Annotated in this window: 24 protein-coding genes; 10 read left to right on the plus strand and 14 right to left on the minus strand. The window is 58.6% G+C overall.

The window, feature by feature from the left end; translation table 11 throughout:
* The first annotated feature begins 230 nt into the window (after positions 1–230).
* Positions 231–1,235 (plus strand): nucleoid-associated protein YejK, encoded by a 1,005-nt coding sequence (gene yejK / locus ACP7BO_RS07360; RefSeq protein ID WP_060694913.1) that lies wholly within the window; start codon positions 231–233, stop codon positions 1,233–1,235.
* Positions 1,235–1,585 (plus strand): glutaredoxin family protein, encoded by a 351-nt coding sequence (locus ACP7BO_RS07365; protein ID WP_060694915.1) that lies wholly within the window; start codon positions 1,235–1,237, stop codon positions 1,583–1,585. Before yejK ends, ACP7BO_RS07365 begins: the two co-directional genes overlap by 1 nt.
* Positions 1,586–1,749: 164 nt before the next feature.
* On the opposite strand, the gene ACP7BO_RS07370 is transcribed toward ACP7BO_RS07365, so the two are convergent.
* The 8 genes from ACP7BO_RS07370 to ACP7BO_RS07405 form a co-directional block, all read right to left on the minus strand.
* The gene (locus ACP7BO_RS07370; RefSeq protein WP_426209344.1) at positions 1,750–2,685 is read right to left on the minus strand and encodes a glutathione S-transferase family protein; all 936 of its coding nucleotides are present in this window, start codon (positions 2,683–2,685) and stop codon (positions 1,750–1,752) included.
* Between the two features lie 43 nt (positions 2,686–2,728).
* The gene (locus ACP7BO_RS07375; protein WP_029612406.1) at positions 2,729–3,004 is read right to left on the minus strand and encodes a GIY-YIG nuclease family protein; all 276 of its coding nucleotides are present in this window, start codon (positions 3,002–3,004) and stop codon (positions 2,729–2,731) included.
* Positions 3,001–3,471, minus strand: coding sequence for a nuclear transport factor 2 family protein (locus ACP7BO_RS07380; RefSeq protein ID WP_426209346.1), 471 nt, complete (start codon positions 3,469–3,471; stop codon positions 3,001–3,003). Before ACP7BO_RS07380 ends, ACP7BO_RS07375 begins: the two co-directional genes overlap by 4 nt.
* A gap of 63 nt (positions 3,472–3,534) precedes the next feature.
* Complete coding sequence (locus ACP7BO_RS07385; RefSeq protein WP_426209348.1) at positions 3,535–4,827, minus strand: CynX/NimT family MFS transporter; 1,293 nt, start codon at positions 4,825–4,827, stop codon at positions 3,535–3,537.
* A gap of 276 nt (positions 4,828–5,103) precedes the next feature.
* The gene (locus ACP7BO_RS07390; RefSeq protein WP_073515014.1) at positions 5,104–5,868 is read right to left on the minus strand and encodes an amino acid ABC transporter ATP-binding protein; all 765 of its coding nucleotides are present in this window, start codon (positions 5,866–5,868) and stop codon (positions 5,104–5,106) included.
* Positions 5,869–5,881: 13 nt separating this feature from the next.
* The gene (locus ACP7BO_RS07395; protein ID WP_060694923.1) at positions 5,882–6,979 is read right to left on the minus strand and encodes an amino acid ABC transporter permease; all 1,098 of its coding nucleotides are present in this window, start codon (positions 6,977–6,979) and stop codon (positions 5,882–5,884) included.
* 10 nt (positions 6,980–6,989) lie between these two features.
* Positions 6,990–8,171, minus strand: coding sequence for an amino acid ABC transporter permease (locus ACP7BO_RS07400; protein WP_397454686.1), 1,182 nt, complete (start codon positions 8,169–8,171; stop codon positions 6,990–6,992).
* Positions 8,172–8,236: 65 nt separating this feature from the next.
* Positions 8,237–9,265, minus strand: a complete 1,029-nt coding sequence (locus ACP7BO_RS07405) for an amino acid ABC transporter substrate-binding protein (RefSeq protein WP_397454688.1) — start codon at positions 9,263–9,265, stop codon at positions 8,237–8,239.
* A 421-nt stretch (positions 9,266–9,686) separates the two neighbouring features.
* Between ACP7BO_RS07405 and ACP7BO_RS07410 the strand changes: the two genes are divergently transcribed.
* Together ACP7BO_RS07410 and rhlB are read left to right on the plus strand one after the other, a co-directional pair.
* Positions 9,687–10,343 carry an alpha/beta hydrolase gene (locus ACP7BO_RS07410; RefSeq protein WP_426209351.1) on the plus strand — a complete coding sequence of 219 codons (657 nt, stop codon included), beginning with the start codon at positions 9,687–9,689 and terminating at the stop codon, positions 10,341–10,343.
* 84 nt (positions 10,344–10,427) lie between these two features.
* Entirely contained in the window at positions 10,428–11,918 is a 1,491-nt protein-coding gene (rhlB, locus tag ACP7BO_RS07415; protein ID WP_426209353.1) for an ATP-dependent RNA helicase RhlB, read from the plus strand.
* 54 nt (positions 11,919–11,972) lie between these two features.
* Here rhlB and moaE read toward each other — a convergent pair whose 3' ends face one another.
* From moaE to moaC, 3 genes are read right to left on the minus strand one after another with little or no spacing between them, the layout of a single operon-like run.
* Positions 11,973–12,425, minus strand: coding sequence for a molybdopterin synthase catalytic subunit MoaE (gene moaE / locus ACP7BO_RS07420; protein WP_426209355.1), 453 nt, complete (start codon positions 12,423–12,425; stop codon positions 11,973–11,975).
* 2 nt (positions 12,426–12,427) lie between these two features.
* Positions 12,428–12,673, minus strand: coding sequence for a molybdopterin converting factor subunit 1 (moaD, locus tag ACP7BO_RS07425; RefSeq protein ID WP_426209357.1), 246 nt, complete (start codon positions 12,671–12,673; stop codon positions 12,428–12,430).
* Positions 12,670–13,143 carry a cyclic pyranopterin monophosphate synthase MoaC gene (moaC, locus tag ACP7BO_RS07430; RefSeq protein WP_426209359.1) on the minus strand — a complete coding sequence of 158 codons (474 nt, stop codon included), beginning with the start codon at positions 13,141–13,143 and terminating at the stop codon, positions 12,670–12,672. The genes moaD and moaC overlap by 4 nt, the downstream gene beginning before the upstream one ends.
* 147 nt (positions 13,144–13,290) lie before the next feature.
* Here moaC and ACP7BO_RS07435 point away from each other — a divergent pair, with 147 nt between their 5' ends.
* A complete protein-coding gene (locus ACP7BO_RS07435; protein WP_060694942.1) occupies positions 13,291–13,737 on the plus strand; it encodes a DMT family transporter in 447 nt (148 codons plus the stop codon).
* A 150-nt stretch (positions 13,738–13,887) separates the two neighbouring features.
* On the opposite strand, the gene ACP7BO_RS07440 is transcribed toward ACP7BO_RS07435, so the two are convergent.
* A complete protein-coding gene (locus ACP7BO_RS07440) occupies positions 13,888–14,787 on the minus strand; it encodes a LysR substrate-binding domain-containing protein (RefSeq protein ID WP_397454698.1) in 900 nt (299 codons plus the stop codon).
* Positions 14,788–14,826: 39 nt separating this feature from the next.
* Here ACP7BO_RS07440 and ACP7BO_RS07445 point away from each other — a divergent pair, with 39 nt between their 5' ends.
* Positions 14,827–15,960 (plus strand): efflux RND transporter periplasmic adaptor subunit, encoded by a 1,134-nt coding sequence (locus ACP7BO_RS07445; protein ID WP_426209361.1) that lies wholly within the window; start codon positions 14,827–14,829, stop codon positions 15,958–15,960.
* Positions 15,957–18,998: a MexW/MexI family multidrug efflux RND transporter permease subunit gene (locus ACP7BO_RS07450; protein WP_426209363.1), complete on the plus strand. Its 3,042-nt coding sequence runs from the start codon at positions 15,957–15,959 to the stop codon at positions 18,996–18,998. The genes ACP7BO_RS07445 and ACP7BO_RS07450 overlap by 4 nt, the downstream gene beginning before the upstream one ends.
* A 60-nt stretch (positions 18,999–19,058) precedes the next feature.
* Here the strand turns inward: ACP7BO_RS07450 and ACP7BO_RS07455 are convergent, their stop codons facing one another.
* Positions 19,059–20,453 (minus strand): PhoH family protein, encoded by a 1,395-nt coding sequence (locus ACP7BO_RS07455; protein ID WP_397454701.1) that lies wholly within the window; start codon positions 20,451–20,453, stop codon positions 19,059–19,061.
* Between the two features lie 349 nt (positions 20,454–20,802).
* Complete coding sequence (locus ACP7BO_RS07460) at positions 20,803–21,924, minus strand: polysaccharide deacetylase family protein (protein ID WP_426209366.1); 1,122 nt, start codon at positions 21,922–21,924, stop codon at positions 20,803–20,805.
* A gap of 154 nt (positions 21,925–22,078) precedes the next feature.
* Here ACP7BO_RS07460 and yaaA point away from each other — a divergent pair, with 154 nt between their 5' ends.
* The 3 genes from yaaA (at position 22,079) to alg8 (ending at position 26,396) form a co-directional block, all read left to right on the plus strand.
* The gene (gene yaaA / locus ACP7BO_RS07465; protein ID WP_073509581.1) at positions 22,079–22,858 is read left to right on the plus strand and encodes a peroxide stress protein YaaA; all 780 of its coding nucleotides are present in this window, start codon (positions 22,079–22,081) and stop codon (positions 22,856–22,858) included.
* Between the two features lie 634 nt (positions 22,859–23,492).
* Positions 23,493–24,809 carry a nucleotide sugar dehydrogenase gene (locus ACP7BO_RS07470; protein ID WP_397454704.1) on the plus strand — a complete coding sequence of 439 codons (1,317 nt, stop codon included), beginning with the start codon at positions 23,493–23,495 and terminating at the stop codon, positions 24,807–24,809.
* Between the two features lie 105 nt (positions 24,810–24,914).
* Entirely contained in the window at positions 24,915–26,396 is a 1,482-nt protein-coding gene (alg8, locus tag ACP7BO_RS07475; RefSeq protein ID WP_426209369.1) for a mannuronan synthase, read from the plus strand.
* The last annotated feature ends 4 nt before the right edge of the window (positions 26,397–26,400 follow it).

The following is a 26,400-nucleotide window of genomic DNA, read 5'->3' on the forward strand; positions in this document are numbered from 1 at the left end:
ATGCATGCATTGCGCCGTTTCCGAGCGCAAGACCGGGCAAAACTAGCACAGAGACAGCGAAATATCCGCCTCTACCTAGCCATTTGGTCAGCTTTATAGGCTTAAAACCGTAAAAAAACCGTCAAGCCCCCTCTCAAGCGCCCCAAACCCCGACCCTGCGCTCAGGTGCGGTACACTTGGCGCCTTTGCGGGGTGTGCACCCTGTCCTCTCATTACTCGCCGAGAAGCCCATGCCGATCCGTCACTGCATCGTCCATTTAATTGAAAAAAAACCCGACGGTACGCCCGCTGTTCTCCACGCCCGCGACTCTGAACTGGCCGAGTCTCAAGCCATCGAGAACATGCTCGCTGACCTCAACGAAAGTTATAACGCCAAGCAAGGCAAGGCCTGGGGTTTTTTCCATGCCGAGTCGGGGGCCCATCCGTTCAGCGGCTGGCTCAAGGAATACCTGGACGGTGGTACGGACTTCACCGCCTTCAGCCGCGTGGCGGTGGAGCACCTGCAAAAGCTGATGGAAGAATCCAACCTGTCGGTGGGCGGTCACGTGTTGTTCGCCCATTACCAGCAGGGCATGACTGACTATCTGGCCATCGCCCTGCTGCATCACAGCGACGGCGTAGCAGTGAACGCGGAGCTGGACGTGACGCCTTCGCGCCATCTGGACCTGGGCCAACTGCACCTGGCCGCACGGATCAACATTTCCGAGTGGCAGAACAACAAGCAGTCCAAGCAGTACATTTCGTTTATCAAGGGCAAGAACGGCAAGAAAGTCTCGGAATACTTCCGCGACTTTATCGGTTGCCAGGAAGGGGTCGACGGCCCCGGCGAGACCCGCACCCTGCTCAAGGCGTTCAGCGACTTCGTTGAAAGCGAAGACCTGCCTGAAGAGTCGGCCCGCGAAAAAACCAAGACCCTGGTCGATTACGCCAGCAGCCAGGCCAAGATCGGTGAACCGATGGGCCTTGTCGAGTTGTCCGAACTGATCGACGAAGAGCGCCCGAAAGCCTTCTACGACCATATCCGCAACAAGGACTACGGCCTGTCCCCGGAAATCCCGGCAGATAAACGCACCCTGAACCAGTTCCGCCGCTTCACCGGACGCGCCGAGGGCCTGTCCATCAGCTTTGAAGCGCACCTGCTGGGCTCCAAGATCGAATTCGACGAAGAAGCCGGCACGCTGGTGATCAAGGGCCTGCCTACCCAGTTGCTCGACCAGCTCAAGCGCAACAAGTAATGCTCAATGGCATCTTGAAGAAAGTCCTGTTTGTTCTGGTGGTGGTGGTCATCTTCCAGAACTGGGGCAAGATCGAGCGAGTGCTTCACCCCTCGGCCGCGGTGCCCGAGCAAACCCGGGCCAGTGCCCGGGTGGTGCTGTATGCCACCGAGTGGTGCGGCTACTGCAAGGCCACCCGGCGCTTTCTGGATCAGAAAGGCATCCCGTTCCAAGAGTTTGATATCGACAAGGATGCCGCCGCCCGCCAGGCCTATGAAGCCTTGGGCGGACGCGGAATTCCGATTCTGGACGTGAACGGCACATTGCTCAGGGACTTCAACCCCGATGCGATAATGGCTGCGCTGAAATAACGCTGCGGGTCAGCAAAACCGTAATTTCCCCGAATCTGATCGCCGGCAGACAGACTCCCACCGTTCTTGTGGGAGCTGGCTTGCCGGCGATTCAATTCAGGCAAACCGATTCCCACAGCTGCTTTTGTGGGAGCTGGCTTGCCGGCGATGCAAGCAGCCCGTGCTTATTGACCCACCGCCTCAATCTGGAACCCGATCCGCGGAAAATGCACATGCACCACCCCGGCCCGTGGATCCTCGCGACGCACTACCAGCTCTTCTGCGCCGATGTAGACCAATTCGCCCTCTACCGGATCAACCCCATAGTCCGTTGCCGCAACGGTCACGCGCTGGCCTTTGCTAAAGCCAAACCCCGAATCGAACTCAGGCAAGGCAACCGGCTCGACGCCTTTGGCAACCGCCAACGCCTGCTCGGCAGTCATTTCAATCGGGGTGCCCTGTCCGAAGTCCAGAACGCGCTGCAACCAGGCGCAAACTGCCGGATACGCATCAACCAGAGGTGCAGTCACAGGCGTGGCCTTGAGGAACCACAGCGAGTGCGCCATCGCAAAGTCGGCAATTGAAGGTTCACCGAACAGGTAGTCACCCTGCTCATGCTGCAACTGCTGCTCCAGCCGCGCCATGATCACCGGCCATTGCAATAAAGCCTGCTCGGCGGGGATCCGGGTGGCACTGCCACCGCTGAACAGGCCAGCGCGATCGGCCACGAACGCCTTGAGCATTTCCGGCGGCATTTTGGCAAACCTCACCGCCGCAGACTCTGGCTGGAACACTAGGCTTACTGCATGCTGAAACACCACCGAATCAGCCCACGCGGCAAAGGCACTGACCACCAGCTCCTGACCCAGAGGAAACAGTGCTGGTGCCGATTTCTCCTGCTCCAGTCGGCGCGCAATCAAAGCGGTGTCGCAGTAAATATCCGCTCCGGCCTGCAATACCGGAGTCTTGCGATAACCACCGCTCAGCGCTGTCAGATCAGGCTTGGGCATCATGGGCGGGATGTGTACCGAGTGCCACGCAAGCCCCTTGAAGCCCAGTAGAAGGCGTGCCTTTTGTGCGAAAGGGGAAGCTGCGTAGTGATGAAGAATCAACTCTGACATTCAAATATCCGCCGCAAAAGAGTGAGCCCGCAGCATAACGCACTTAATCAAACTGACCTGCCTGGCTTTGCACCAGGCATTCCTTGGCACTTTTCTTGAGCTTTTTGATCAGTCGTTCCTGGCGCAACGCTTCGCCTTTATCGGGCCAGGATTCGGTATAGACCAGAGCAACGGCCGGGCTGGAAGCGAAAAAACGTGCGCCTTTGCCACTTTGATGCTTGGCAAAACGCCGCACCGGATCATCACTGATCCCGCAATACAGCGAACCGTTAGCGGCCCGTACCAGGTACACAAACCAGGGTCTGGAACTCACCTTCAACGACTGGCCTCAAAGGCTTCGAGCCCCTTGCGCGCCTGGGCCCGAATGGCATTTTTCACCAGTGGCGTCCAGCCCAGCAACAACCCCTTGGTACCCAGTGCCTGACGCGACCAGCGCCACAGATCGAACTGATCATGGTGCTCGCAGATTTTTCCGTCGCGAAACACAAAGCGCGCCTGAATATCGTTGATAACGGTGAACCCGGTCTGCATAAACGTATAAGTGGCGACCCAATGCGCACTGCCACGCTGGGCATCAGCTTGCACCTGATCGAAGGTCAGGCTGAAATCCTTGGCCCGCGAGGTCAGCATGCGCCACATGTCGCTGGCACGGCGACCGCGCAACTCACCGAACACCGGGTCGCTGAACAACACATCCTCGGTGTAACAGGCACTCATTGCCTCAGCATCCAGCCGCTGGAAAGCTTGATAGAAGCGAGTAATCAACGCTTGATGGTCTTGGCTCATGGCAGGGTCCGGGGGGCAGGATTCTACAAAAGATAATCTGCGCAGAGCCGAAACACTATGGCTTCAAATCTTTTCGCTCTGCGCATTCACATACAAGGACCGCCCTGCGCCGAGCCCGGCAGCGATGGCAATGATGCCGATCACGCCGAAAATCCAGCCCACCGCGCTCCAGCCACCGGTCATTTCATGCACCACACCCACCGCCAGCGGCCCCATGGACGCCACCGTGTAGCCGATCCCCTGGGCCATGCCCGACAGGTTGGCCGCCACATGGGCATCCCGTGAGCGCAGCACGATCAAGGTCAGCGCCAGGCTAAACGCCCCGCCCTGCCCCAGGCCCAGCACAATCGCCCAGCCCCACAAGCCATCCAGCGGTGCATACAGGCAGCCAAACAGACCGGCCAGAGTCATGCTCATCATCAATACGATTGCCAGCCGCTGGTCTTTGCCGCGTGTCGACAGCCAGGGGGCACTCAGTGCGGTGATCAGTTGCACAATCACTGAACCCGACATCACCAGCCCGGCCTGAGTCGGGGTCAGGCCTCGACCGATCAGAATCGAAGGCAGCCAGCCAAAAACGATATAGGACAGCGAGGACTGCAAGCCCATATACAGCGTCACTTGCCAGGCCAGAGGATCACGCATCAGGCCACTCACCCGATAGGCCACCTTGTGCGCCCCCTGTCGCTTGCCTGCTTGGGGCAGCCAGAAAATGGCCGCTACCAGCGCAGGTAACGCCCAAAACCCGAGCCCCAGCGCCCAACTGTCATTCAGATAATTGCTCAACGGCACGGTCGCACCCGCTGCCAGTGCGGCCCCCAGGCATAAGGCCATGGTGTAGACCCCCATCATCGTACCGGCATGCCCGGCAAAATCGCGTTTGATGATGCCGGGCAACAACACGCCGATTACACCAATACTGGCTCCGGCCAGAATACTCCCGGCAAAAAGCCCGACTTCCCCCAGGCAACTGCGCAGGGCAATTGCGCCACCCAATGTGAGAAGAATGCCCAGCACTACCCGTTCCGTACCGAAACGCCGGGCAAGGATCGGCGCCAAAGGCGCAAATACGCCCAGGCAAAGCACTGGCAAGGTGGTCAACAAACCCGCCTGGGCTGCAGACAACCCCAGGCTGTCAGACACTTGAGAGAGCAATGGCGCCATGCTCGACAACGCCGGACGCAGGTTCAGCGCCACCAGCACCAGCCCCAACAGCAACAACCACGCACGCACCACCACAGGCGCTTGCTGCACTTGCTCGTCGTCGGCTTCGGCATCGATCAGCAGCTCCTCCAGATCATCCAGATGACGCACCGGTTCGGTGCTGTTTATCGATGGCGAGGCATTGCGCGGCATGGGAACTCCGGTTTGGGCAGTCAAGAAGTCCGGCAGAACGCCATGACTTGATAGCGGGAAGTGTCTGACGTGAAGCAGGCCAGTCAGCACATTCCTCTGATAAGTTTGCCGACATGGTAGTCAGCACCCTGAGCAAGGGCAATCAAGCGCGGGTTAAAAGGTGGGCAAAGTATTGGCGGGGCGGGAGTGGCCAGCGCCACAAAACTGTAGGAGCGCGCTGTTTACGAAGCACAGAAGAGCTCGCGAGCAAGCTCGCTCCTACAGGGATGTGTACTGTTAATGCAGAATTTGATTCAGGAACAGTTTGGTCCGGTCATTTTGCGGGTTGTCGAAAAAGTCGTTCGGGGCGGCCTGCTCGACGATTTCACCCTTGTCCATAAAGATCACCCTGTTGGCCACGGTACGGGCAAAACCCATTTCGTGGGTTACGCAGAGCATGGTCATGCCGTCGTCGGCCAGGCCAATCATGGTATCCAGCACTTCCTTCACCATCTCCGGGTCAAGCGCTGAAGTCGGCTCATCGAACAGCATGATCTTTGGCTTCATGCACAGTGCCCTGGCAATCGCTACGCGCTGCTGCTGCCCACCCGACAACTGCCCCGGGAACTTGTGCGCCTGCTCCGGAATCCGTACCCGCTCCAGATAATGCATGGCGATTTCTTCGGCCTGACGCTTGGGCATCTTGCGCACCCACATCGGCGCCAGCGTGCAGTTTTGCAGGATGGTCAGGTGCGGGAACAAGTTGAAGTGCTGAAACACCATGCCGACTTCACGGCGCACCGTTTCAATCTGCTTGATGTCGTTGGTCAGCTCGACCCCATCGACCACGATGCGCCCTTGCTGGTGCTCTTCGAGCCGGTTAAGGCAGCGAATGGTGGTCGACTTGCCCGAACCGGATGGTCCGCACAATACAATCCGCTCACCCGGCTGCACATTCAGGTTGATGTCCTTGAGCACGTGGAACTGGCCGTACCATTTATTGACGCCCTGCATTTGAATAATGCCTTCAGGGCTCGCAGGTTTCTTGATTGCTTCACTCATGTCGCACTCCTACCTAACGCTTGTGGCCAGTGTCCAGCTTGCGCTCCAGATGCATGGAGTAGCGGGACATACCAAAACAGAAAATCCAGAACACCAACGCCGCAAACACATAGCCTTCGGTCGCCATACCCAGCCAGGTCGGGTCGGCAGCAGCTTGCTTGACGCTGTTGAGCAGGTCGAACAGGCCGATGATGATCACCAGGCTGGTGTCCTTGAACAGGGCGATAAAGGTGTTGACGATGCCGGGGATCACCAGCTTCAAGGCCTGGGGCAGAATCACCAGCCCCATGCTGCGCCAGTAACCCAGCCCCATCGCGGCGGCCGCTTCGTACTGACCTTTGGGAATGGCCTGCAAACCACCGCGTACCACTTCCGCGACATAGGCCGACTGGAACAGGATCACGCCAATCAGGGCCCGCAGCAATTTGTCGAAGTTCATGCCCTCAGGCAGAAACAACGGCAGCATCACCGATGACATGAACAGCACGGTGATCAACGGCACGCCGCGCCAGAACTCGATAAACGTCACACACACCACGCGAATCGCCGGCATGTCCGAGCGTCTTCCCAACGCCAGCAAAATCCCCAACGGCAAAGCACCCGCGATACCGACCGTGGCAATCACCAGGGTCAGCATCAGGCCGCCCCACTGGCTGGTGGCCACGTTGCTCAGCCCCCAGTAACCGCCATGCAGCAGGCTGTAAGCCAGCACCGGGTACACCACCAAAAAGCCCAGGCCGTAGATCGCCTTGTGTTTGAAGCGCGAGATAAACAACGGCGCGATGCCGATCACGGCCAACCACACCGTCAGGTCGACCCGCCAGCGCAAGTCACGCGGGTAATAGCCGTACATGAACTGGCCGAAGCGCTGCTGAATGAAGACCCAGCAGGCGCCGTCCTTGGTGCAGTCGGCCCGGGTAGTGCCCACCCAATTGGCGTCAAAAATCGCCCAGCTCAAGAGCGGTGGCACGATCAACCAGATCAGATAAAAGGCAAACAGCGTAAGCAGGGTGTTGAGCCAACTGGAAAACAGATTGGCCCGGGCCCAGGCGACGATGCCGATGCGGTTGCCCGGCGGCGGCATGTCAGGTTTGAAAACATGAGTCGTCATAGTCCCGTCCTCATCGCTCGATCAGCGCAATGCGCGTGTTGTACCAATTCATCAGCAGCGAAATGCTGATGCTGATGGCCAGGTAAACGCTCATGGTGATGGCAATGACTTCAATCGCTTGCCCGGTCTGGTTCAGTACCGTGCCGGCAAACAGTGAAACCATTTCCGGGTAACCGATGCCCGCCGCCAGCGACGAGTTCTTCACCAGGTTGAGGTATTGGCTGGTCAGCGGCGGAATAATGACCCGCAACGCCTGCGGGATGATCACCTTGCGCAGCGTCGGTCCGGGGCGCAGGCCCAGCGAGCGCGCGGCTTCGGTCTGGCCATGACTCACCGACTTGATGCCCGAGCGCACGATTTCGGCAATGAACGCCGCCGTATAAACGGTCAATGCGATGGTCAGCGCCAGCAACTCCGGTATCAGCACCCAGCCGCCTACAAAGTTGAAGCCCTTGAGCTGCGGCATTTCCCAGTGCACCGGCGAGCCGAAGATCAACATGCACAAGCCCGGAATCAACAGCATCAGGCCCAGCCCGGCCCAGAACTTGTGAAATGGCACGCCGGTCGCTTCAAACCGCTTGTTGGCCCAGCGCGCCATCAGCACCACTGCCACAATCGCCAGCAACACGCTGACCACAAATGGCCAGAACGCATCGGTACCAATGGCCGCCGGCATGTTCAGGCCGCGGCTGCTCATATAGAAAGTGTCAGCAAAGTTGTGACTGTTACGTGGCCCCGGCATGGTCAGGAAGACCGCGAAGTACCAGAACAGAATTTGCAGCAATGGCGGGATATTGCGGAATACCTCAACGTAAACCGTTGCCAGTTTGTTGATCATCCAGTTAGGCGACAACCGGGCAATACCGATAATGAACCCCAGAATGGTCGCCAGGATCACGCCTATTACCGACACCAGCAGCGTGTTCAGCAGGCCGATCACGAACACCCGGGCATAACTGTCCGACTCGGTGTAATCAATCAAATGCTGCGCAATGCCAAACCCGGCACTGCGTTCAAGAAAGCCAAAACCCGAAGTGATACCCCGGTGTTGCAAGTTGGTCTGGGTGTTGTTGAACAGATACCAGCCCATGAAGACCACCAACGCGACGGTGATGATCTGAAATAACCACGCACGCACACGTGGATCGCTGAGGCTGAGCCTCGGCTTGGGTGCGCCGACTTTAGTCTGCATGAAGTGCCCCTGAAAAAATGGATCAGAACATCACCCGGTGGTTGGCCCACCGGGTGACAAGTCCATCAGCGCACAGGTGGTGCGTATTGGATGCCGCCGTTGTTCCACAGGGCATTGAGCCCGCGGTCGATGGCCAGAGGAGTGTTTTTGCCGAGGTTTTTCTCAAAGACTTCGCCGTAGTTACCGACCTGGCTGACGATCTGCACCACCCAGTCTTTTGGCAGTTTCAGGTCCTTGCCGTATTCGCCGTCAGCACCCAGCAAGCGGGCAACATCGGGGTTCTTGGTGGATTTGGCTTCAGCCACGACGTTTTTCGAGGTGATGCCCGCTTCTTCAGCGTTGAGCATGGCGAACAGGGTCCACTTGACGATGCTGAACCAGTCCTCATCACCCTTGCGAACTACAGGGCCCAAGGGCTCCTTGGAGATGGTTTCAGGCAGGACTACATAGTCGTTCGGGTTCGCCAGCTTGCTGCGCTGTGCATACAGCTGCGATTTGTCGGAAGTCAGCACGTCGCAACGGCCGCTTTCCAGCGACTTGGCGCTTTCGTCAGAGGTGTCGAACGTGATCGGGGTGTATTTCAGGTTATTGGCCCGGAAGTAATCCGATACGTTGAGTTCAGTGGTAGTACCGGCCTGGATGCAAATGGTTGCACCGTCCAGTTCCTTGGCACTTTTTACTCCCAGCTTGTTATTGACCAGAAAGCCGACGCCGTCGTAATAAGTGACCCCGGCAAACACCATGCCCATGCCCGCATCACGGGAACTGGTCCAGGTGGTGTTGCGTGACAGCACATCGACTTCGCCCGACTGCAGCGCGGTGAAACGCTCCTTGGCGTTCAACTGGCTGAACTTGACCTTGGTTGCATCGCCAAATACCGCTGCGGCCACTGCGCGGCAGATATCGGCATCGATCCCCAGAATTTTGCCGTCCTTGTCAGGCACCGAAAAACCCGGCAAACCATCGCTGACGCCACACTGCACAAAACCCTTCTTTTTAACGCCGTCGAGCGTTGCGCCTGCGTGAGCAAAACCACTGACACTCAACACGATGGCTGCGGTGGCCAAAGCCAGAGTGGATTTCAACTGCTTCATTCAAACCTCCAAGTGCTGCTTTTGTTGTGTTTGAACAAGACCCGCCGCCCCCTTGTGAGGCGCTGTTGACCCGTGTTGGCTTTTTATTGGGTCAAGCGGCATAAGCCTTGAGCGATAGATGTATCGCACGAACCTTCAAACTGAAGCGCTCACTTGAGCTGCTGAATTCCTTGTCGAACTTCAACGTCAGGCTTTTTTGCAGTCCCCCCGTCGGCAGTAGCCTGTTAGTGTTACCGGCGAAGGTGAACGCATTAACGTCCCTGTCCACATAGCAAAGCGCGTACCACTCTGGAGACTTAATCGTTTCAGGTCGCAATGGCAGAAAAAACGTTCAGGCAGGCGACATCTTCCATAACTTTCTTACGAACACGCACCTTTGCCGCGCACCCATGCAGCGCGCACGCACAATGATGGAGCAGCCATGACCGAACCCCTGATTATCCAGCCCCAAAAGACCGCAGATGCCTGTGTTATCTGGCTCCACGGTTTGGGCGCCGACCGTTATGACTTCATGCCGGTGGCCGAGATGCTGCAACAGACGTTATTGACCACCCGCTTTGTTTTGCCCCAGGCCCCCACCCGCGCGGTGACGATCAATGGCGGTTATGCCATGCCCAGCTGGTATGACATCAAGGCCATGAGCCCGGCACGTTCTATCAGCGAAGAAGAGCTGGAAGAATCGGCCGCCACCGTCATCAAGTTGATCGAAGAGCAGAAGAGCAGCGGAATAGACGCCAGCCGGATTTTCCTCGCCGGATTTTCCCAGGGTGGCGCCGTGGTGTATCACACCGCTTACGTGAGATATGAAGGTGCATTGGGTGGCGTACTTGCCCTCTCCACCTATGCCCCGACGTTCACTGACGTACTGCCGTTAGCCGCCAGTCAGCAGCGCATCCCTGCCCTGTGCCTGCATGGCCAGTACGACGAGGTCGTCCAGAATGCCATGGGCCGTACGGCCTATGAACGGTTGAAGGCTGCAGGTGTGGCCGTAACATGGCAGGAATACCCAATGGGTCATGAAGTGTTACCCGAAGAGATCAGCGACATCGGTGCCTGGCTGACCAAACAACTGGGCTAAAACCGAAACATCCTGTCGTTCACTACGCCGAGCACGCGACTTGCATTACACTGCCCGGCGTACACTCCTTAACCAACTGATGAGATGACCGTGCTCAAAGCACTCAAAAAAATATTCGGTAAAAGCGAGGCTGAGCCACTCGCATCAGCTTCAGTGACACCTTCGAGCACCACCAGCCCGCGCACCGACGCGCAACAGCCTGGTCGCTCTGCTCCTGCTCAAGCCTCGGTGAACACTCCCGACGTACAGCCCGCTCCTGAACCGGTACAGATCGAACAACCCAAAGTTGCAAAACCACGGCGTGAAGCGGCCCCCAAGCCGCCGGTCATTCCCTGGAAACTCGAAGACTTCGTGGTCGAACCGCAAGAAGGCAAAGTCCGCTTTCACGACTTCAAGCTTGCCCCGGAGCTGATGCACGCCATTCAGGATCTGGGTTTCCCGTATTGCACCCCGATTCAGGCAGGCGTACTGGGCTATACCCTCAGCGGCCGTGACGCCATCGGTCGCGCCCAGACCGGCACCGGCAAAACGGCCGCATTCCTGATTTCGATCATCAGCCAGCTGACCCAGACCCCGCCGCCCAAAGAACGCTACATGGGCGAACCGCGCGCGCTGATCATTGCGCCGACCCGCGAGCTGGTGGTGCAAATCGCCAAAGACGCAGCCGACCTGACCAAGTACACCGACCTCAATGTCATGACATTCGTCGGCGGCATGGACTTCGACAAGCAGCTCAAACAGCTTGAAGCCCGTCATTGCGACATTCTGGTAGCCACTCCGGGCCGTCTGCTGGACTTCAACCAGCGCGGTGAAGTGCATCTGGACATGGTCGAAGTCATGGTGCTCGACGAAGCCGACCGCATGCTTGATATGGGTTTTATCCCGCAAGTACGCCAGATCATTCGCCAGACCCCGCCGAAAGCCGAGCGCCAGACGCTGCTGTTCTCTGCGACCTTCACCGAGGACGTGATGAACCTGGCCAAGCAATGGACCACCGACCCGGCCATTGTCGAAATCGAAGCGCTCAACGTCGCCAGCGACATGGTAGAGCAACACGTTTACGCGGTTGCCGGGGCAGACAAGTACAAGTTGCTGTTCAACCTGGTGAACGACAATGGCTGGGAGCGGGTCATCGTTTTCGCCAACCGCAAGGACGAAGTGCGCCGCATCGAAGAACGCCTGGTGCGTGACGGCATCAACGCCGCGCAACTGTCGGGTGACGTGCCTCAGCACAAACGCATCAAGACCCTCGAAGGTTTCCGCGAAGGCAAGATCCGCGTACTGGTGGCCACCGACGTGGCAGGTCGCGGGATTCACATCGACGGCATCAGCCACGTAATCAACTTCACCCTGCCCGAAGTGCCGGATGACTACGTGCACCGTATTGGCCGTACAGGCCGGGCGGGCGCCAGCGGTGTCTCGATCAGTTTTGCCGGGGAAGACGACTCGTATCAATTGCCGTCGATCGAAGCGTTGCTGGGCAAAAAAATCAGCTGCGAAACACCGCCGACCGAATTGCTGCGACCTGTAGTACGGGCCGTGCGCAAGCCCCATGATCCGACCGTAACGGCCTGATCACTTCCCTGTAGGAGCGAGCTTGCTCGCGAGCAAGCTCGCTCCTACAGGGTATTATTTCTTCCAGCGGTCCGCTGCTTCCTCATCGCTCACGCGACCTTCGACCCAACGCGGGCCATCCGCGGTCTGTTCCTTTTTCCAGAACGGCGCCCGGGTTTTCAGGTAGTCCATGACAAAGGCGCAGGCATCGAATGCGGCCTGTCGATGGGCACTGGCCACGCCGACAAAGACTATCGGCTCGCCCGGTTCAAGGGCACCCACACGGTGCAACACTTCAAGCTTGAGTAGCGGCCAGCGCTGCCGGGCCTCCAGCACGATCTTGTGCAAGGCTTTCTCGGTCATGCCCGGATAGTGCTCCAGAAACATCCCCGCCACATCGCGCCCGTCGTTGAAGTCACGCACATAACCGACAAAACTCACCACCGCGCCCACCCCCAGGTTGGCCGCGTGCAGCGCATTGACCTGCGCCCCCGGATCGAAGGCTGCCGCTTGCACCCGCACCGTCATGTTCAGCCTCCCGTCACGGGCGGGAAAAACGCCACTTCGTCGCCGTCCGCCAAGGGCTCGTCAGGCTTGCACAGTTCTTCATTGCGCGCGCACATCAGGTTCGACTCGGCCAATACCTGCCAGGCCCCGCCCCGCTGCATCAGGTACCCGCGCAACTGATCGATGGAGCTGAACTCACCTTCAACTGTTTCGCCATCCAGCCCCAGGGCTTCACGGTAGCGGGCAAAAAACACCACCTTGAGCTTCATGACGCGTCAGCCTGAAAGTGCCCGCTCTTGCCGCCGAGCTTTTCAAGCACGCGCAGGTTTTCGATCGTCATGCCGCGATCGACCGCCTTGCACATATCATAAATCGTCAGGGCTGCGACGCTGGCGGCGGTCAGCGCTTCCATCTCGACTCCGGTCTGCCCCGACAGTTTGCAGCGGGCCACGATCAGTACCGCATCACTGCCCTGGGCACTGAGCTCAACCTTGACGCTGGTGAGCATCAGCGGGTGGCACAACGGGATCAGATCCGAGGTTTTCTTCGCCGCCTGAATGCCGGCGATCCGCGCCACGGCAAAAACATCGCCCTTGGGGTGACCGCCACTGACGATCATTTCCAGGGTTTCAGGGTGCATGCGCACCACGGCTTGGGCCGTCGCCTCACGGGATGTCACGGCTTTATCGGTGACATCGACCATGTTGGCGCGGCCTTGGGAATCCAGATGAGTCAGCACAGGGGGGTACTCCAGAGGGGAGCTGCGATTGTAAACCCGAGGTTCGGTTCAAGGCCATCGACCCCGCGAATACCCCGCATCAGAACATCGAATTGGCCGCCAGCTCGACTTGGCCGTACAACGGTTGAAACTTTGGAGGCCGTACTCATGCCGCTTTTTGTTGCCATTGCCCTGAGCCTGCTTGCCGGTGCTGCAGTGCCCTTGCAAGCCGCCAGCAACGCCCGGCTGGGGGTGACACTGGGGCACCCGTTCTGGGCCACAGTCATTTCATTGCTGGTCAGCAGCGTCGCCATTGCGCTGGTGATGCTCATCGTCAAAGTCCCGCGCCCCAACCTTGGTGCCCTGCTGAGCGGTCCCTGGTGGATCTGGCTCGGCGGCCTGGCAGGAGTGTTTTACATCACCGTCGCGCTGATCAGCGTACCGCGTCTGGGCGCACTCAATTTCATCATGGCCGTGGTACTGGGCCAGCTGATTATTTCGCTGGTGATTGATTACTTCGGCTTGCTCGGGCTGCCAAAGAACACCCCGGGCCTGCAGAAAATACTCGGGGTGAGCGTGGTACTGGCAGGGTTCGTGATTGCCTCACGGGGCTGACGAAATGATTCAACTGCCCCAACGGCCAAAACTGTCCCAACTGTCCCAACTGCCAAAACTGTAGGAGCGAGCTTGCTCGCGAGCTCTTCAAGATCAAAAGCTCGCGAGCAAGCTCGCTCCTACAGGTCGGGAGGTCGGGAGGTCGGGAGATCAGGCGCTGACCTGTTTGACCAGTTCGCGCAGCCAACGATGGGCCGGGTCCTGGTTAAAACGGTTATGCCAGGCCTGCACATAGTTGAACGGGGCAACCGTCAGCGGCGGCTCCTGCGCCACCAGCGTGTCCCCAAGCGGCACGTTGGCCAAGGTGCGGGTGGCCACGGTGAGGATCAGGTCGGTGCCGGCAATCATCCCGGGCGCCGCGCCCCAATGAGGCACGTTGACCGCCACCCGACGTTTTAAACCACGGGCCCGCAACACGTTATCGACTTCACCCCGGGTGTTGCCGTCCATCGACACCAGCAGGTGCGGGCGCGCCAGGTAGCTGTCCAGATCAAGCACACCATTTTCAGGGAGAGAACGGCGGTTGAGCAGGCAGGTAAAGGTTTCTTCAAACAGCACCTCAGTGCAGATATCCGCCCCCAGAGCGGGAAACACACCGATGGCCAGGTCGATCCTGCCCTGCCCGACTTGCTCAAGCATGCCCTGGCGGCTGTCCTGGATCACCACCAGCGAGGTGTCCGGCGCCTGCGCCCTGAGTTGCACCAGCAATTTTGGCAGCACGATCGCCGCCCCGTAATCGGACATGGCGATGCGGAAGGTGCGTTGCGAGTCTGCCGGCACAAAGTCGATGGACTGGCCGAGCAAGGTTTCAATCTGCCCCAGGATCTCCTTGAGCGGTGCCTGAAGGTTTTGCGCCAACGCACTGAGCACGACCTCGTTGCCCTGGCGAATCAGCAACGGATCATCGAGCAACACCCTGAGTTTATTCAGCGAGTGGCTGATGGCCGGCTGACTCAAATGCAAACGGACGCCGGTACGGGTCACGTGTTTTTCAGTCAGCAGCGCATCGAGCACTACCAACAAATTCAGATCGATATTGCGCAGTAACACCCGACTCTCCTGTCTTGGCCAACTCCTAGGGAGCGCTTCATGCTTGAACCCGAACAACACACTGAAACAGCGCGTAAGCCGAGCAAGCTTACCTCAGGCTACGTTTTATACGCGCTTTTAGCCGTGGTGCCATTGCTGCTCGCCTGGGCCGTATGGCGCTGGCAGCAACCGGCGGCCGTTGCTTTTGCAGCGACGCCGGTGAAGGTGGCAGTGGCTACCGTCAGCAACCGGCCACTGGTCAGTTATGTGCAAGCCATCGGCGAGCTGGAAGCGGTGCAAGAAGTCAGCGTGCCCGCCGAGATCGGCGGGCGGATTGTCGAGCTGCCGATTGAGTCCGGACAACGGGTGAGCCGCGGGCAGATTCTGGTTCGGCTCAACGATGCGCCACAGCGCGGGCAATTGCTGCGCTTGCAAGGCCAGCTCGACAACACCCGCACACGCCTGGAACGGATGAAGCAACTGATCGGCGCCAATGCCATCTCCCGTGAAGCGCTGGACAACGCCCAGGCTCAATACACGGCTGCCCGCGGCGCTGTGCAAGAGCTGATCGCCGAGATCGAGCAACGTACGATTCGTGCCCCCTTTGCCGGAACCCTGGGTATCCGGAAAGTGCATTTGGGCCAATACGTGAATGCCGGCGACACCCTGATCAATCTGCTCGGCAACCAGGGCCTGTACGTCAATTTCAGCGTGCCCGAACAAGTTGCATCACGCTTTACTCCCGCCAGCACGTTGCAGGTCGAACTCGATGCCCTGCCCGGCCAGCCCCTGACATCGGTGCTCAACAGCATCGATCCGTTCCTCGACCGCTCGCGCACCCTGAGTCTGCAGGCCCGCCTGCAAAACCCGCCCGACAGCGCCTTGCCGCGCATGTTCGCCCGAGTGCGATTACCCCTGCCCCTGCCCGCAAATACCCTGAGCGTGCCTGAAACAGCCGTCACCTACAGCGCGTATGGCGAGGATGTCTATGTCGTCAACCCTTCGCTTACGCCCACCGTGCGCCGGGTTTCAGTCAAAACCGGTGAGCGCCGGGATGGCCGGGTAGTGATCAGCCAGGGAGTGGCCGCCGGTGATCAAGTGGTGATCTCCGGCCAGATCAAACTCAGTGATGGCGCCAGCATCGAGCCCGTCCTCCATAGCGCCCTGAACGTTGATGCGGGAGCCGGCGAATGAAATTCACCGATATTTTCGTCCGCCGTCCGGTGCTCGCCCTGGTCGTGAGCCTGATCATCCTGTTGGCCGGGCTCAAAGCCTGGATGGACCTGCCGGTCCGTCAGTATCCGTTACTGGAGAGTTCGGTGATTACCGTCACTACCGACTATCCCGGTGCTCCGGCCGATCTGATGCAGGGCTTTGTTACCCAACCGATCAACCAGTCACTGGCCTCGGTGGAAGGGGTGGATTACATCAGTTCCTCGTCGGTGCAAGGCCATAGCGTCGTTACCTTGCGCATGGCCCTCAACCAGGATTCGGCCAAAGCCTTGAGCGAAGTGATCGCCAAGGTCAATCAGGTCAAATATCGCCTGCCGGAACAGGCCTACGACCCGGTCATTGAGCGCTCGGCCGGTGAGGCAACGGCTGTGGCCTATGTCGGTTTTTCCAGCGACACGCTCTCGGCCGCAGCCATGAGTGACTACCTGAGCCGGGTAGTACAACCCTTGTTCGCCACCCTCGAGGGCGTGGCCAAAATCGAGACCTTTGGCGGCCAGCGCCTGGCGATGCGTGTCTGGCTCGACCCGCAGCGCATGGCCGCCCACGGCGTTAGCGCCGATCAGGTTGAGCAGGCGATCCGCGCCAACAACTTCCAGGCCGCGCCGGGGCAGATCCAAGGCCAGTACGTAATCTCATCGATTCAAGTCAACAGCGACCTGAGCACCCTTGATGAGTTTCGCCAACTGGTGATCAGCAACCGCGGCGACCACCTGCTGCACCTGGGAGACATAGCCGAGATCGAACTGGGCTCCGCGGCCTACGAAACCAGCGCCCTGATGGACGGCAAACCCGCCGTACACCTGGGCCTGTACGCCACACCCGGGGGCAACCCGCTGCAGATCGTCGAGGGCATCAAGCGCCTGCTGCCCGAGATCCGCAAAACCCTGCCGCCGGGGGCCGAAACTGCGCTGGCGTTCGAGACCGCGCACTTCATTGAGGCATCAATCATGGAGGTCATCAAAACCCTGATTGAGGCCATGTTGATCGTGGTGGTGATTATTTATCTGTGCCTGGGCTCGTGGCGTAGCGTGCTGATTCCGATCCTCAGCATTCCCCTGTCCCTGATGGGCGCACTGGCCTTGATGGCGCTGGCCGGTTTCAGCATCAACCTGCTCACCCTGCTGGCAATGGTGCTGGCTATCGGCCTGGTGGTGGACGACGCCATTGTGGTCACCGAAAACATCCACCGCCATATCCGCCAGGGTCTGGCTGCGCAGCAGGCGGCGCTGATCGGCGCACGGGAAATAGCCTCGCCGGTCATCGCCATGACCATCACCCTGGCGGCGGTATATCTGCCCATCGGCCTGATGAACGGCCTGACCGGCGCCCTGTTCAAGGAGTTTGCCCTGACCCTGGCGGGCGCCGTGCTGGTGTCCGGGGTGATCGCCCTGACCCTGGCCCCGGTGATGTGCGCCAAACTGCTGCCCGCAGGTGACAACGAAGGCACCATGGGGCTGCTGGCCCGGCGTTTCTTCCAACGCTTGTCGCGCAGCTATCAGCGAGCCCTGGTGCACTCGTTGCGTCGCCGCGGCGCAGTGCTGGGGTTTGGCTTGCTGGTGCTGCTCAGCTTGCCGCTGCTCTATGGCCAGGCAGACAAGGAACTGGCGCCCAACGAAGACCAGGGCAACCTGTTACTGGCAATTAAATCGCCGCAGCATGCCAATCTCGATTTTGTCGAGCGCTACGCCGGGCAACTGAGCCTGCTTCTCGGCGCCATCCCCGAAGCCACAGGCACCTGGATCATCAACGGCACCGACGGCATCGCAGCCAGCTATGCCGGGATCAATCTAAAGGAGTGGAGCCTGCGCGGGCGCAGTGCGGCGCAGATCCAGAGCGAACTTCAGCAGCAGGTGGATGCCGTAGAGGGCAACTCGATCTTCGTCTTCCAGATGCCCCCCCTGCCCGCCTCGACCGGCGGCTTGCCGGTGCAAATGGTGATCCGCAGCACTGAAGATTACCGCACGCTGTTTCAGGCCATGGAAGTGATCAAGCAACAGGCCCGGGCCAGTGGTTTGTTCGCAGTGGTCGACAGCGACCTGGAGTTCAACAATCCGCTGACCGAAGTGCGCATTGACCGTAGCAAAGCCAACAGCCTGGGCATTCGCCTGCAAGACATCGCCAACACGCTCGCGGTGCTGGCCGGCGAAAACTACACCAACCGGTTCGGCCTGCAGGGCCGCTCCTACGATGTGATCGCGCAAACCCGGGCCAGTCAGCGCATGACCCCCGATGCCCTGAACGGTTTCTACATCAACACTGAGGCCGGCACCCAAGTACCGCTGTCGACCGTGGTCAGCCTGCACAACGACATCCAGCCCAATCGCCTCAAGCAGTTCAACCAGCAAAACTCGGCAACCTTCCAGGCAATCCCGGCACCGGGCGTCAGCCTGGGTGAAGCGGTGGCCTTTTTGGCTGCACAAGGCGAACAACTGCCTGCCAGTTTCAACCATGACTGGCAGTCCGATTCGCGGCAATTCATCCATGAAGGCAACGCCCTGCTGCTGACCTTTGTACTCGCCCTGGTTGCGATCTACATGGTGCTGGCAGCGCAGTACGAAAGCCTGCGTGACCCGTTGATCATCCTGATTACCGTGCCACTGTCGATCTGCGGCGCCTTGCTTGCGCTGGCACTGGGCTGGGCCACGCTCAACATCTATACCCAGATCGGCCTTGTGACCTTGATTGGGCTGATCAGCAAGCATGGGATTCTGATGGTGGAGTTTGCCAACGAACTGCAAGTGCTCCATGGCTACTCTCCGGCACAGGCCATCATCCGCTCTGCATGCATTCGCCTGCGGCCGATCCTGATGACCACCGCGGCGATGGTCGTCGGCCTGGTGCCGCTGTTGTTTGCCAGTGGTGCGGGGGCCAGCAGCCGCTTCGGGCTGGGCATCGTGATTGTGGTGGGAATGATCGTGGGGACGTTGTTTACGCTGTTTGTATTGCCGTCGGTCTATACGGTGATCTCAAAGAGACGCCCCCAATACCTGCAGGAGTGAGCTTGCTCGCGAGCGGTATAAAAAGCTCGCGAGCAAAATCGCTCCTACAGGTTAATTGCCTCAGAGGTGAGATTCGGCGTACTCGGCCAGAATCGAACGCGGCACCCCTTGCAGGGCTATATGCACACCATTGGGGAAATCCTTGAAACGCTCCGTCAGGTAGGTCAGCCCCGAACTGGTGGCCGACAGGTAAGGGGTGTCGATCTGCGCCAGGTTGCCCAGGCATACCACTTTCGAACCTGCGCCCGCACGGGTGATGATGGTTTTCATCTGGTGCGGTGTCAGGTTCTGGCACTCGTCAATCAGGATCAGGCTTTGCTGGAAGCTGCGGCCACGGATGTAGTTCAGGGATTTGAACTGCAACGGCACCTTGCTCAGGATGTAATCAACGCTGCCATGGGTGTTTTCGTCCTCCATATGCAAGGCTTCAAGGTTATCGGTGATGGCCCCCAGCCAGGGTTCCATTTTCTCGGCTTCAGTACCCGGCAAGAAGCCGATTTCCTGATCCAGCCCTTGCACGCTGCGGGTACAGATGATGCGCCGGTAACGCTTGCTGACCATGGTTTGTTCGATCGCTGCGGCCAGCGCCAGAATGGTTTTACCCGAACCCGCCGCACCCGACAGGTTGACCAGATGAATGTCCGGATCAAGCAAGGCAAACAGTGCCAGTGCCTGATAGATATCCCGCGGTTTCAAGCCCCACGCTTCCTGATGCAGCAGCGGCTCCTGATGCAGGTCGAGTATCAGCAGGTGGTCCTTGCGAATTTCCTTGATCCAGCCGACGAACCCCTGTTCATCAATGATGAACTCGTTGATATGCACGGCAGGCAGGTTGTCGATCAACTGCACCTGGTGCCAGGTACGACCATGGCCCTGACGGGTTTCGACTTTGCTGACCCGGTCCCAGAACGAGCCCGTCATGGTGTGATAGCCACGGGGCAGCAGCGCCACGTCGTCAACCAGCTGGTCAGTGCTGTAGTCCTCGGAGGCGATCCCGCACGCCCGGGCCTTGAGGCGCATGTTGATGTCTTTGGTCACCAGCACCACACGCCGCTCAGGGTCACGGGTGTGCAGATCAATCAGCTGGTTGATGATGATGTTGTCGTTGAGGTTTTCAGGGAGCAGCGCGTTGGGCTCCCTGCGCTTGTTCATCAGAATCGATAAATAGCCTTTGGGACCGCTTTTGCCCCGCAGGATAGGTACACCCGCCTCGACGTCTTCGGGAGAAGACGCACCCAGTGTCTGATCAATCAGACGAATCGCCTGGCGACACTCCGCAGCCACCAGTAATTTTCCGGTTTTGAGTTTGTCGAGCTCTTCGAGCACGGTCATCGGGATGGTGACGTGGTGCTCCTCGAAATTGAGCAGCGCGTTTGGATCGTGAATCAGAACATTGGTATCGAGTACATAAAGGATTGGCTGGTTGGAAGAAGGAGTGCGTCCGTGATCATCCATACTCGGTCACCTTTGTGGGAGCCATTCGACGCAATACCACAACAGTGCTGCGCCTCGAAGTGACTGCCGAACTCATCTGATGCGTTCAGATGAATACCCTTCCCGATGGGTCCTGGAAGACGCCACCTGTGGTGCAGGTTTCGGCGGTCTGTCTTCGTAATACTCCTAAACGTGTGACAAAAAAAAGGATTTTTAACGAATAAAGAATTTATTTTTCAGAATGACGAATCGCCTTGGCGGATGCCCGAAGCGCAGCTAAAGTCAGAGGTCTATATGTAACTTTTTCTTACCCAAGCCCTGTAGGAGCGAGCTTGCCTCGCGATTTCTTAAACAGCTCGCGAGCACGCTCCTACAGAGGTTTTGCGCAATCCTCCCAGCCAAGCCCGCTCTGCGCCGTTGCCTTCAAGAGCCAGGGCAATGCGCTGCGCACCTTGTCCTGAGTATCGTGAAAAGCAATCACCCCGTGGCGCCACAACAACATCAGGCTCAATACCCGTTGTGCTGACTGCTCGGCCGTCATGCCGCCAGCCATGTCTTGCGAATCAATGTCCCACAGCACCACCTTCACGCCTTGCGATTCAAAGAACCCTGCGCTGTCCGCCCGACGCTGCCCATAAGGCGGACGAAACAGAGGAACGTAGTTCTGAGGCACCCCTTGTTTGACCAACGCCAGGCTGCGCAAAATCGAAGCCTGCCAGTCTTGCCAATGGCTGTGGGAACGATACTCCCAGCCCTGCACGCCCGCGCACTGCCCCTGGTACAGCGCCTTCACTGCTGCTTCGGAGCTTTTATCGAGTCGGGCTTGCAGACTGTTACCCAGAACAAAGAACGTGGCACTGATCGATTGCTTGCGCAGATAGTCGGTCAACCAGTCCGTGTTACCCGGCAACTGCGTCGGGCCGCTGTCAAACGTCAGCATGAACAGCCGGTCATTCATCTCATCGCCGTTGAACTCATGATCCCCGAACAGGCCGATTTCACTGCTGATCTGCGGGAACAGCGCCGCCATGCGCAATTGCTCATCCAGATAGCGCCGGTGAAACTCGCGGGCCGGTTCGGCCCAGGCGGCATAAAAAGAGTCATCGGCGACTTCGAACTTGCCCGCCTGCTCACGCAAACTGTCCATGTCATCGACGTAATAGCAAAACGATGCGTCCTGATCGCAGCTCTGCTGGGCAAAGTTGTAATTGGCCAGCAGCCGCAGCCACAGCTTGCGCCGCAGGCTATCAACCTCATCGATGTTAATGACCTTCAGGTTCAGACGCTGCTTGAGAGCGTTGTCATCAAGCGCCTCGCTGGCCAGCAAGGCGTGAGCGAAGGTCAGGATTTCGGCACGCGAGGCCACATCGAACAAGGCCGGGCTGCTCAATTGTTCGGGCCATGTGCTGCGGTCCAGCGTCGCCGGTTCGTTCGGCACTGCCACTGCCGCCGAACACAGCAGCCAGGCGCAGAAAATAAGAGCAATGCGCACGGATCCGTCTCCCTTTAAAAAACTGCCAGCACTATAACCGCACTCAACCTTTGTAGGAGCGAGCTTGCTCGCGAGCTCGGGACTATCACCACCATAGGTGGAGTCAAACCCCGTCAGCGCCTAGAATCGCCCGACGCTAAAAGGAGACGACCTCATGCTGATGGTGATTTCACCCGCTAAAACCCTCGATTACCAGACGCCGCCGGCCACTGCGCGTTTCACCCTGCCGCAATACCTGGACCACTCCCAGGAACTGATCGGGCAATTGCGCGAACTGAGCCCGCAACAGATTGGCGAGCTGATGCATTTGTCCGACAAGCTTTCGGGGCTCAACGCAGCCCGTTTCGGCAGCTGGACCCCGGCCTTCACTCCCGAAAACGCCAAGCAGGCGCTGCTGGCCTTCAAGGGTGATGTGTACACCGGCCTCAATGCCGTGGACTTCAGTGAAGCCGACTTTGACTACGCACAGACCCATCTGCGCATGCTCTCGGGCCTATATGGCCTGCTGCGGCCACTGGACCTGATGATGCCCTACCGCCTGGAAATGGGCACCAAGCTGGCCAATGCCCGCGGCAAGGACCTGTACGCCTTCTGGGGCACCCGCATCAGCGAATGGCTGAATCAGGCCCTGGCCGAACAAGGCGATGACGTGCTGCTCAACCTGGCGTCCAACGAATACTTCTCGGCAGTCAAAAAGCCGGCCCTGAACGCGCGCATCATCAACACCGAATTCAAGGACCTGAAAAATGGTCAGCACAAAATCATCAGCTTCTACGCGAAAAAAGCCCGGGGCATGATGAGCCGCTTCGTGATCAAGGAGCGGATCAATAATCCCGAACTGCTCAAACAGTTCGACGAGCAGGGCTACCGCTACAGTACCGAACAGTCAAAACCTGACCTGCTGGTTTTCCTGCGTGACCACGCCCCCGAATAACCCCCGCCTTTTTGACGCAGCTCTGCCCCGCAGAGCATGCGTCGCGCTGTAAATCCCCGCCTGAGGCACTGCATGAACTTAAATTCACTCGACAAATGTGAATTTTTTTCGTAATGGCACCCTGTTTTTTAATCGGTACTGGCACTTAACTATTAGTCACGACCAACTACCCGTTATTAAAGGGCCAAACCTTAAGTGCCATCAATATGAAAGCAGTGCCATCTTTTTCGAAATTGTTCATATTCTGGGAAAACGCGATCAACGGACCGGAACTATGTTCATAAGTGCTGCTCAGAGAATCCGTAACATTTATTACAAGGTTTGTAGGAAATGACTTACAACGACGGCACTAACTTCGAGCGTATATACGATTGAATAGACCGTGACCAACACGGTTGACAATCGCTCATCGCGATCCGCATGAAATCGCTTATTAACCAATAAGTTACAGCCAAAAACCGACAATACCAGGTTATGCCTGCGACCCGGCATGCCTTGCAATAAATGATCAGTTGCTCGCTTTAAGCACAACTTAAAACAGTTTGAAACTTAACGATGTCTGTTCCAGACGTTGCGGGCTTTATTCGCCGTAATTCCTGGTACGCCCCTACTTTAGATGACAGAGGTAAATGCGATGCGCATTAGCATATTTGGTTTGGGTTATGTCGGTGCAGTGTGTGCCGGTTGTCTCTCTGCACGTGGCCATGAAGTTATCGGGGTCGATATTTCCCAGGACAAAATTGATCTGATCAACCTCGGCAAGTCGCCCATCGTGGAACCCGGCCTGGGCGAACTGCTGGCCCAGGGCATTCAGACCGGACGCCTGCGTGGCACTACCAATTTTGCCTCGGCGATCCGTGAAAGCGATCTGTCGATGATTTGCGTCGGCACGCCGAGCAAGAAAAACGGCGACCTGGAACTCAACTACATCGAAGCGGTGTGCCGTGAAATCGGTGCAGTACTGCGTGACAAAACCTCGCGCCATACCATCGTGGTACGCAGCACCGTGTTGCCGGGCACCGTGAAAAATGTCGTGATCCCGCTCCTTGAGCAATGCTCGGGCAAAAAAGCCGGTATCGACTTCGGGGTCGCAGTAAACCCTGAGTTCCTGCGTGAAAGCACCGCCATCGCCGACTACGACCAGCCACCAATGACCGTGATCGGCGAATTCGACACCGCCTCCGGTGATGTGCTGCAGGCGCTGTACGAAGAACTCAGCGCCCCGATCATCCGCAAGGACATCGAAGTGGCCGAGATGATCAAGTACACCTGCAACGTGTGGCACGCCACCAAAGTGACCTTCGCCAACGAAATCGGCAACATCGCCAAAGCGGTCGGTGTGGATGGCCGTGACGTGATGGACGTGGTGTGCCAGGACAAAACCCTCAACCTGTCGCAGTACTACATGCGCCCGGGCTTTGCCTTCGGCGGTTCGTGCCTGCCCAAGGATGTACGTGCACTGACCTTCCGCGCCGGCTCCCTGGATGTTGAGGCGCCGCTGCTCAACTCACTGATGCGCAGCAACGAATCGCAAGTACAGAACGCCTTCGACATCGTCGCCAGCCACGACAAACGCAAAGTCGCCCTGCTCGGCCTGAGCTTCAAGGCCGGTACCGACGACCTGCGTGAAAGCCCGCTGGTTGAACTGGCCGAAATGCTGATCGGCAAAGGGTTCGACCTGAGCATCTACGACACCAACGTCGAATACGCCCGCGTACATGGTTCGAACAAAGAGTACATCGAATCGAAAATCCCCCACGTCTCGTCCCTGCTCAACTCTGACTTTGACGCCGTCATCAACAACAGCGACGTGATCATCCTGGGTAACCGCGACGAAAAATTCCGCGCCCTTGCGCAAAACGCCCCCCACGGCAAACAAGTGATCGACCTGGTGGGCTTCATGTCCCAAGCCACCAGCGTCAGCGGCCGTACTGAAGGCATTTGCTGGTAACAAACCGATATCCCCCCGCAGGAGCGAGCTTGCTCGCGATCTTTTGACAGCTCGCGAGCAAGCTCGCTCCTACGGGGCCGCGCTGAACCCAAACGGATACTGATTATGCCCAGGCTTAAAAACGGCCTTCTCCAGGCCGCCGGTTGGCTGTTTTACCTGACACTGTTGATGGGCCTCGCGCTGGCGCTGCCAACATCGATCTTCGACGCCGAGTCGAAAAACTTTATTTTCCTGATTGGCGTCGTGGGTATCTGGCGCTACTCAATGGGTGCCACGCACTTCCTGCGCGGCATGCTGTTTTTATATGTGGTGTACCCGCACCTGCGGCGCAAAGTGCGCAAACTGGGCACGTCTGCCGACCCCTCGCACGTGTTCCTGATGGTCACCAGTTTTCGCATCGACGCCCTGACCACCGCCCAGGTGTACAGCTCGGTGATTCGCGAAGCGATCGACTGCGGCCTGCCCACCACCATCGTCTGCTCGCTGGTCGAGATGTCCGATGAGTTGCTGGTCAAAAGCATGTGGCAACGGCTCAACCCGCCTGCCCGGGTCAAACTGGACTTTGTACGCATCGCCGGCACCGGCAAGCGCGATGGCCTGGCCTTTGGTTTTCGTGCCATCTCCCGCCATCTGCCGGATGAGCGCGCAGTGGTTGCAGTGATCGACGGCGATACCGTGCTCGCCCCCGGCGTAGTGCGCAAAACCGTGCCCTGGTTTCAGCTGTTCGGCAATGTCGGCGGCCTGACCACCAACGAATTTTGTGAAGTGCGCGGCGGCTACATCATGAGCGAGTGGCACAAGCTGCGCTTCGCCCAGCGTCACATCAACATGTGCTCTATGGCCCTGTCCAAACGCGTGCTGACCATGACCGGGCGCATGTCCGTGTTCCGCGCCAACGTGGTCACCGACCCGGCCTTTATCGCCGATGTTGAAAGTGATTCGCTGCAGCACTGGCGTCTGGGCCGCTTCAAGTTTTTGACCGGCGATGACAAGTCCAGCTGGTTCAGCCTGATGCGCCTGGGTTACGACACCTTCTACGTGCCGGACGCCGCCATCTACACCGTGGAACACCCGCCGGAAAAAAGCTTTATCAAGGCCAGCCGCAAACTGATGTTTCGCTGGTACGGCAACAACCTGCGCCAGAACGCCCGGGCGCTGGGCCTGGGGGTCCAACGCCTGGGCCTGTTCACCAGTCTGGTGCTGTTCGACCAGCGGGTGTCGATGTGGACCTCCTTGCTGGGCCTGACCGCCGCACTGATCGCCACGGCCCGATACGGCATCAGTTTCCTCATCGCCTACCTGCTGTGGATCGGCTTCACCCGCCTGGTCCTGACCCTGTTGCTCGCCTGCTCGGGGCACCGGATCGGCCCGGCTTACCCGCTGATTCTTTATTACAACCAGATCGTTGGCGCGCTAGTGAAGATCTATGTGTTCTTCCGCCTCGACCAGCAATCCTGGACCCGTCAGGACACCAAATTGACCCGTGATCTGGCCAGCTTTCAACGTTGGTTCAACACCTGGTCGTCCCGGACCATGACCTTCTCCGCCGGCAGCATCTTCGTCGCCGTGCTGTTGATGATGGTCTGAACCG

The organism is Pseudomonas sp. TWR2-1-1, from assembly GCF_049897045.1.
Taxonomy (GTDB): domain Bacteria; phylum Pseudomonadota; class Gammaproteobacteria; order Pseudomonadales; family Pseudomonadaceae; genus Aquipseudomonas; species Aquipseudomonas versuta.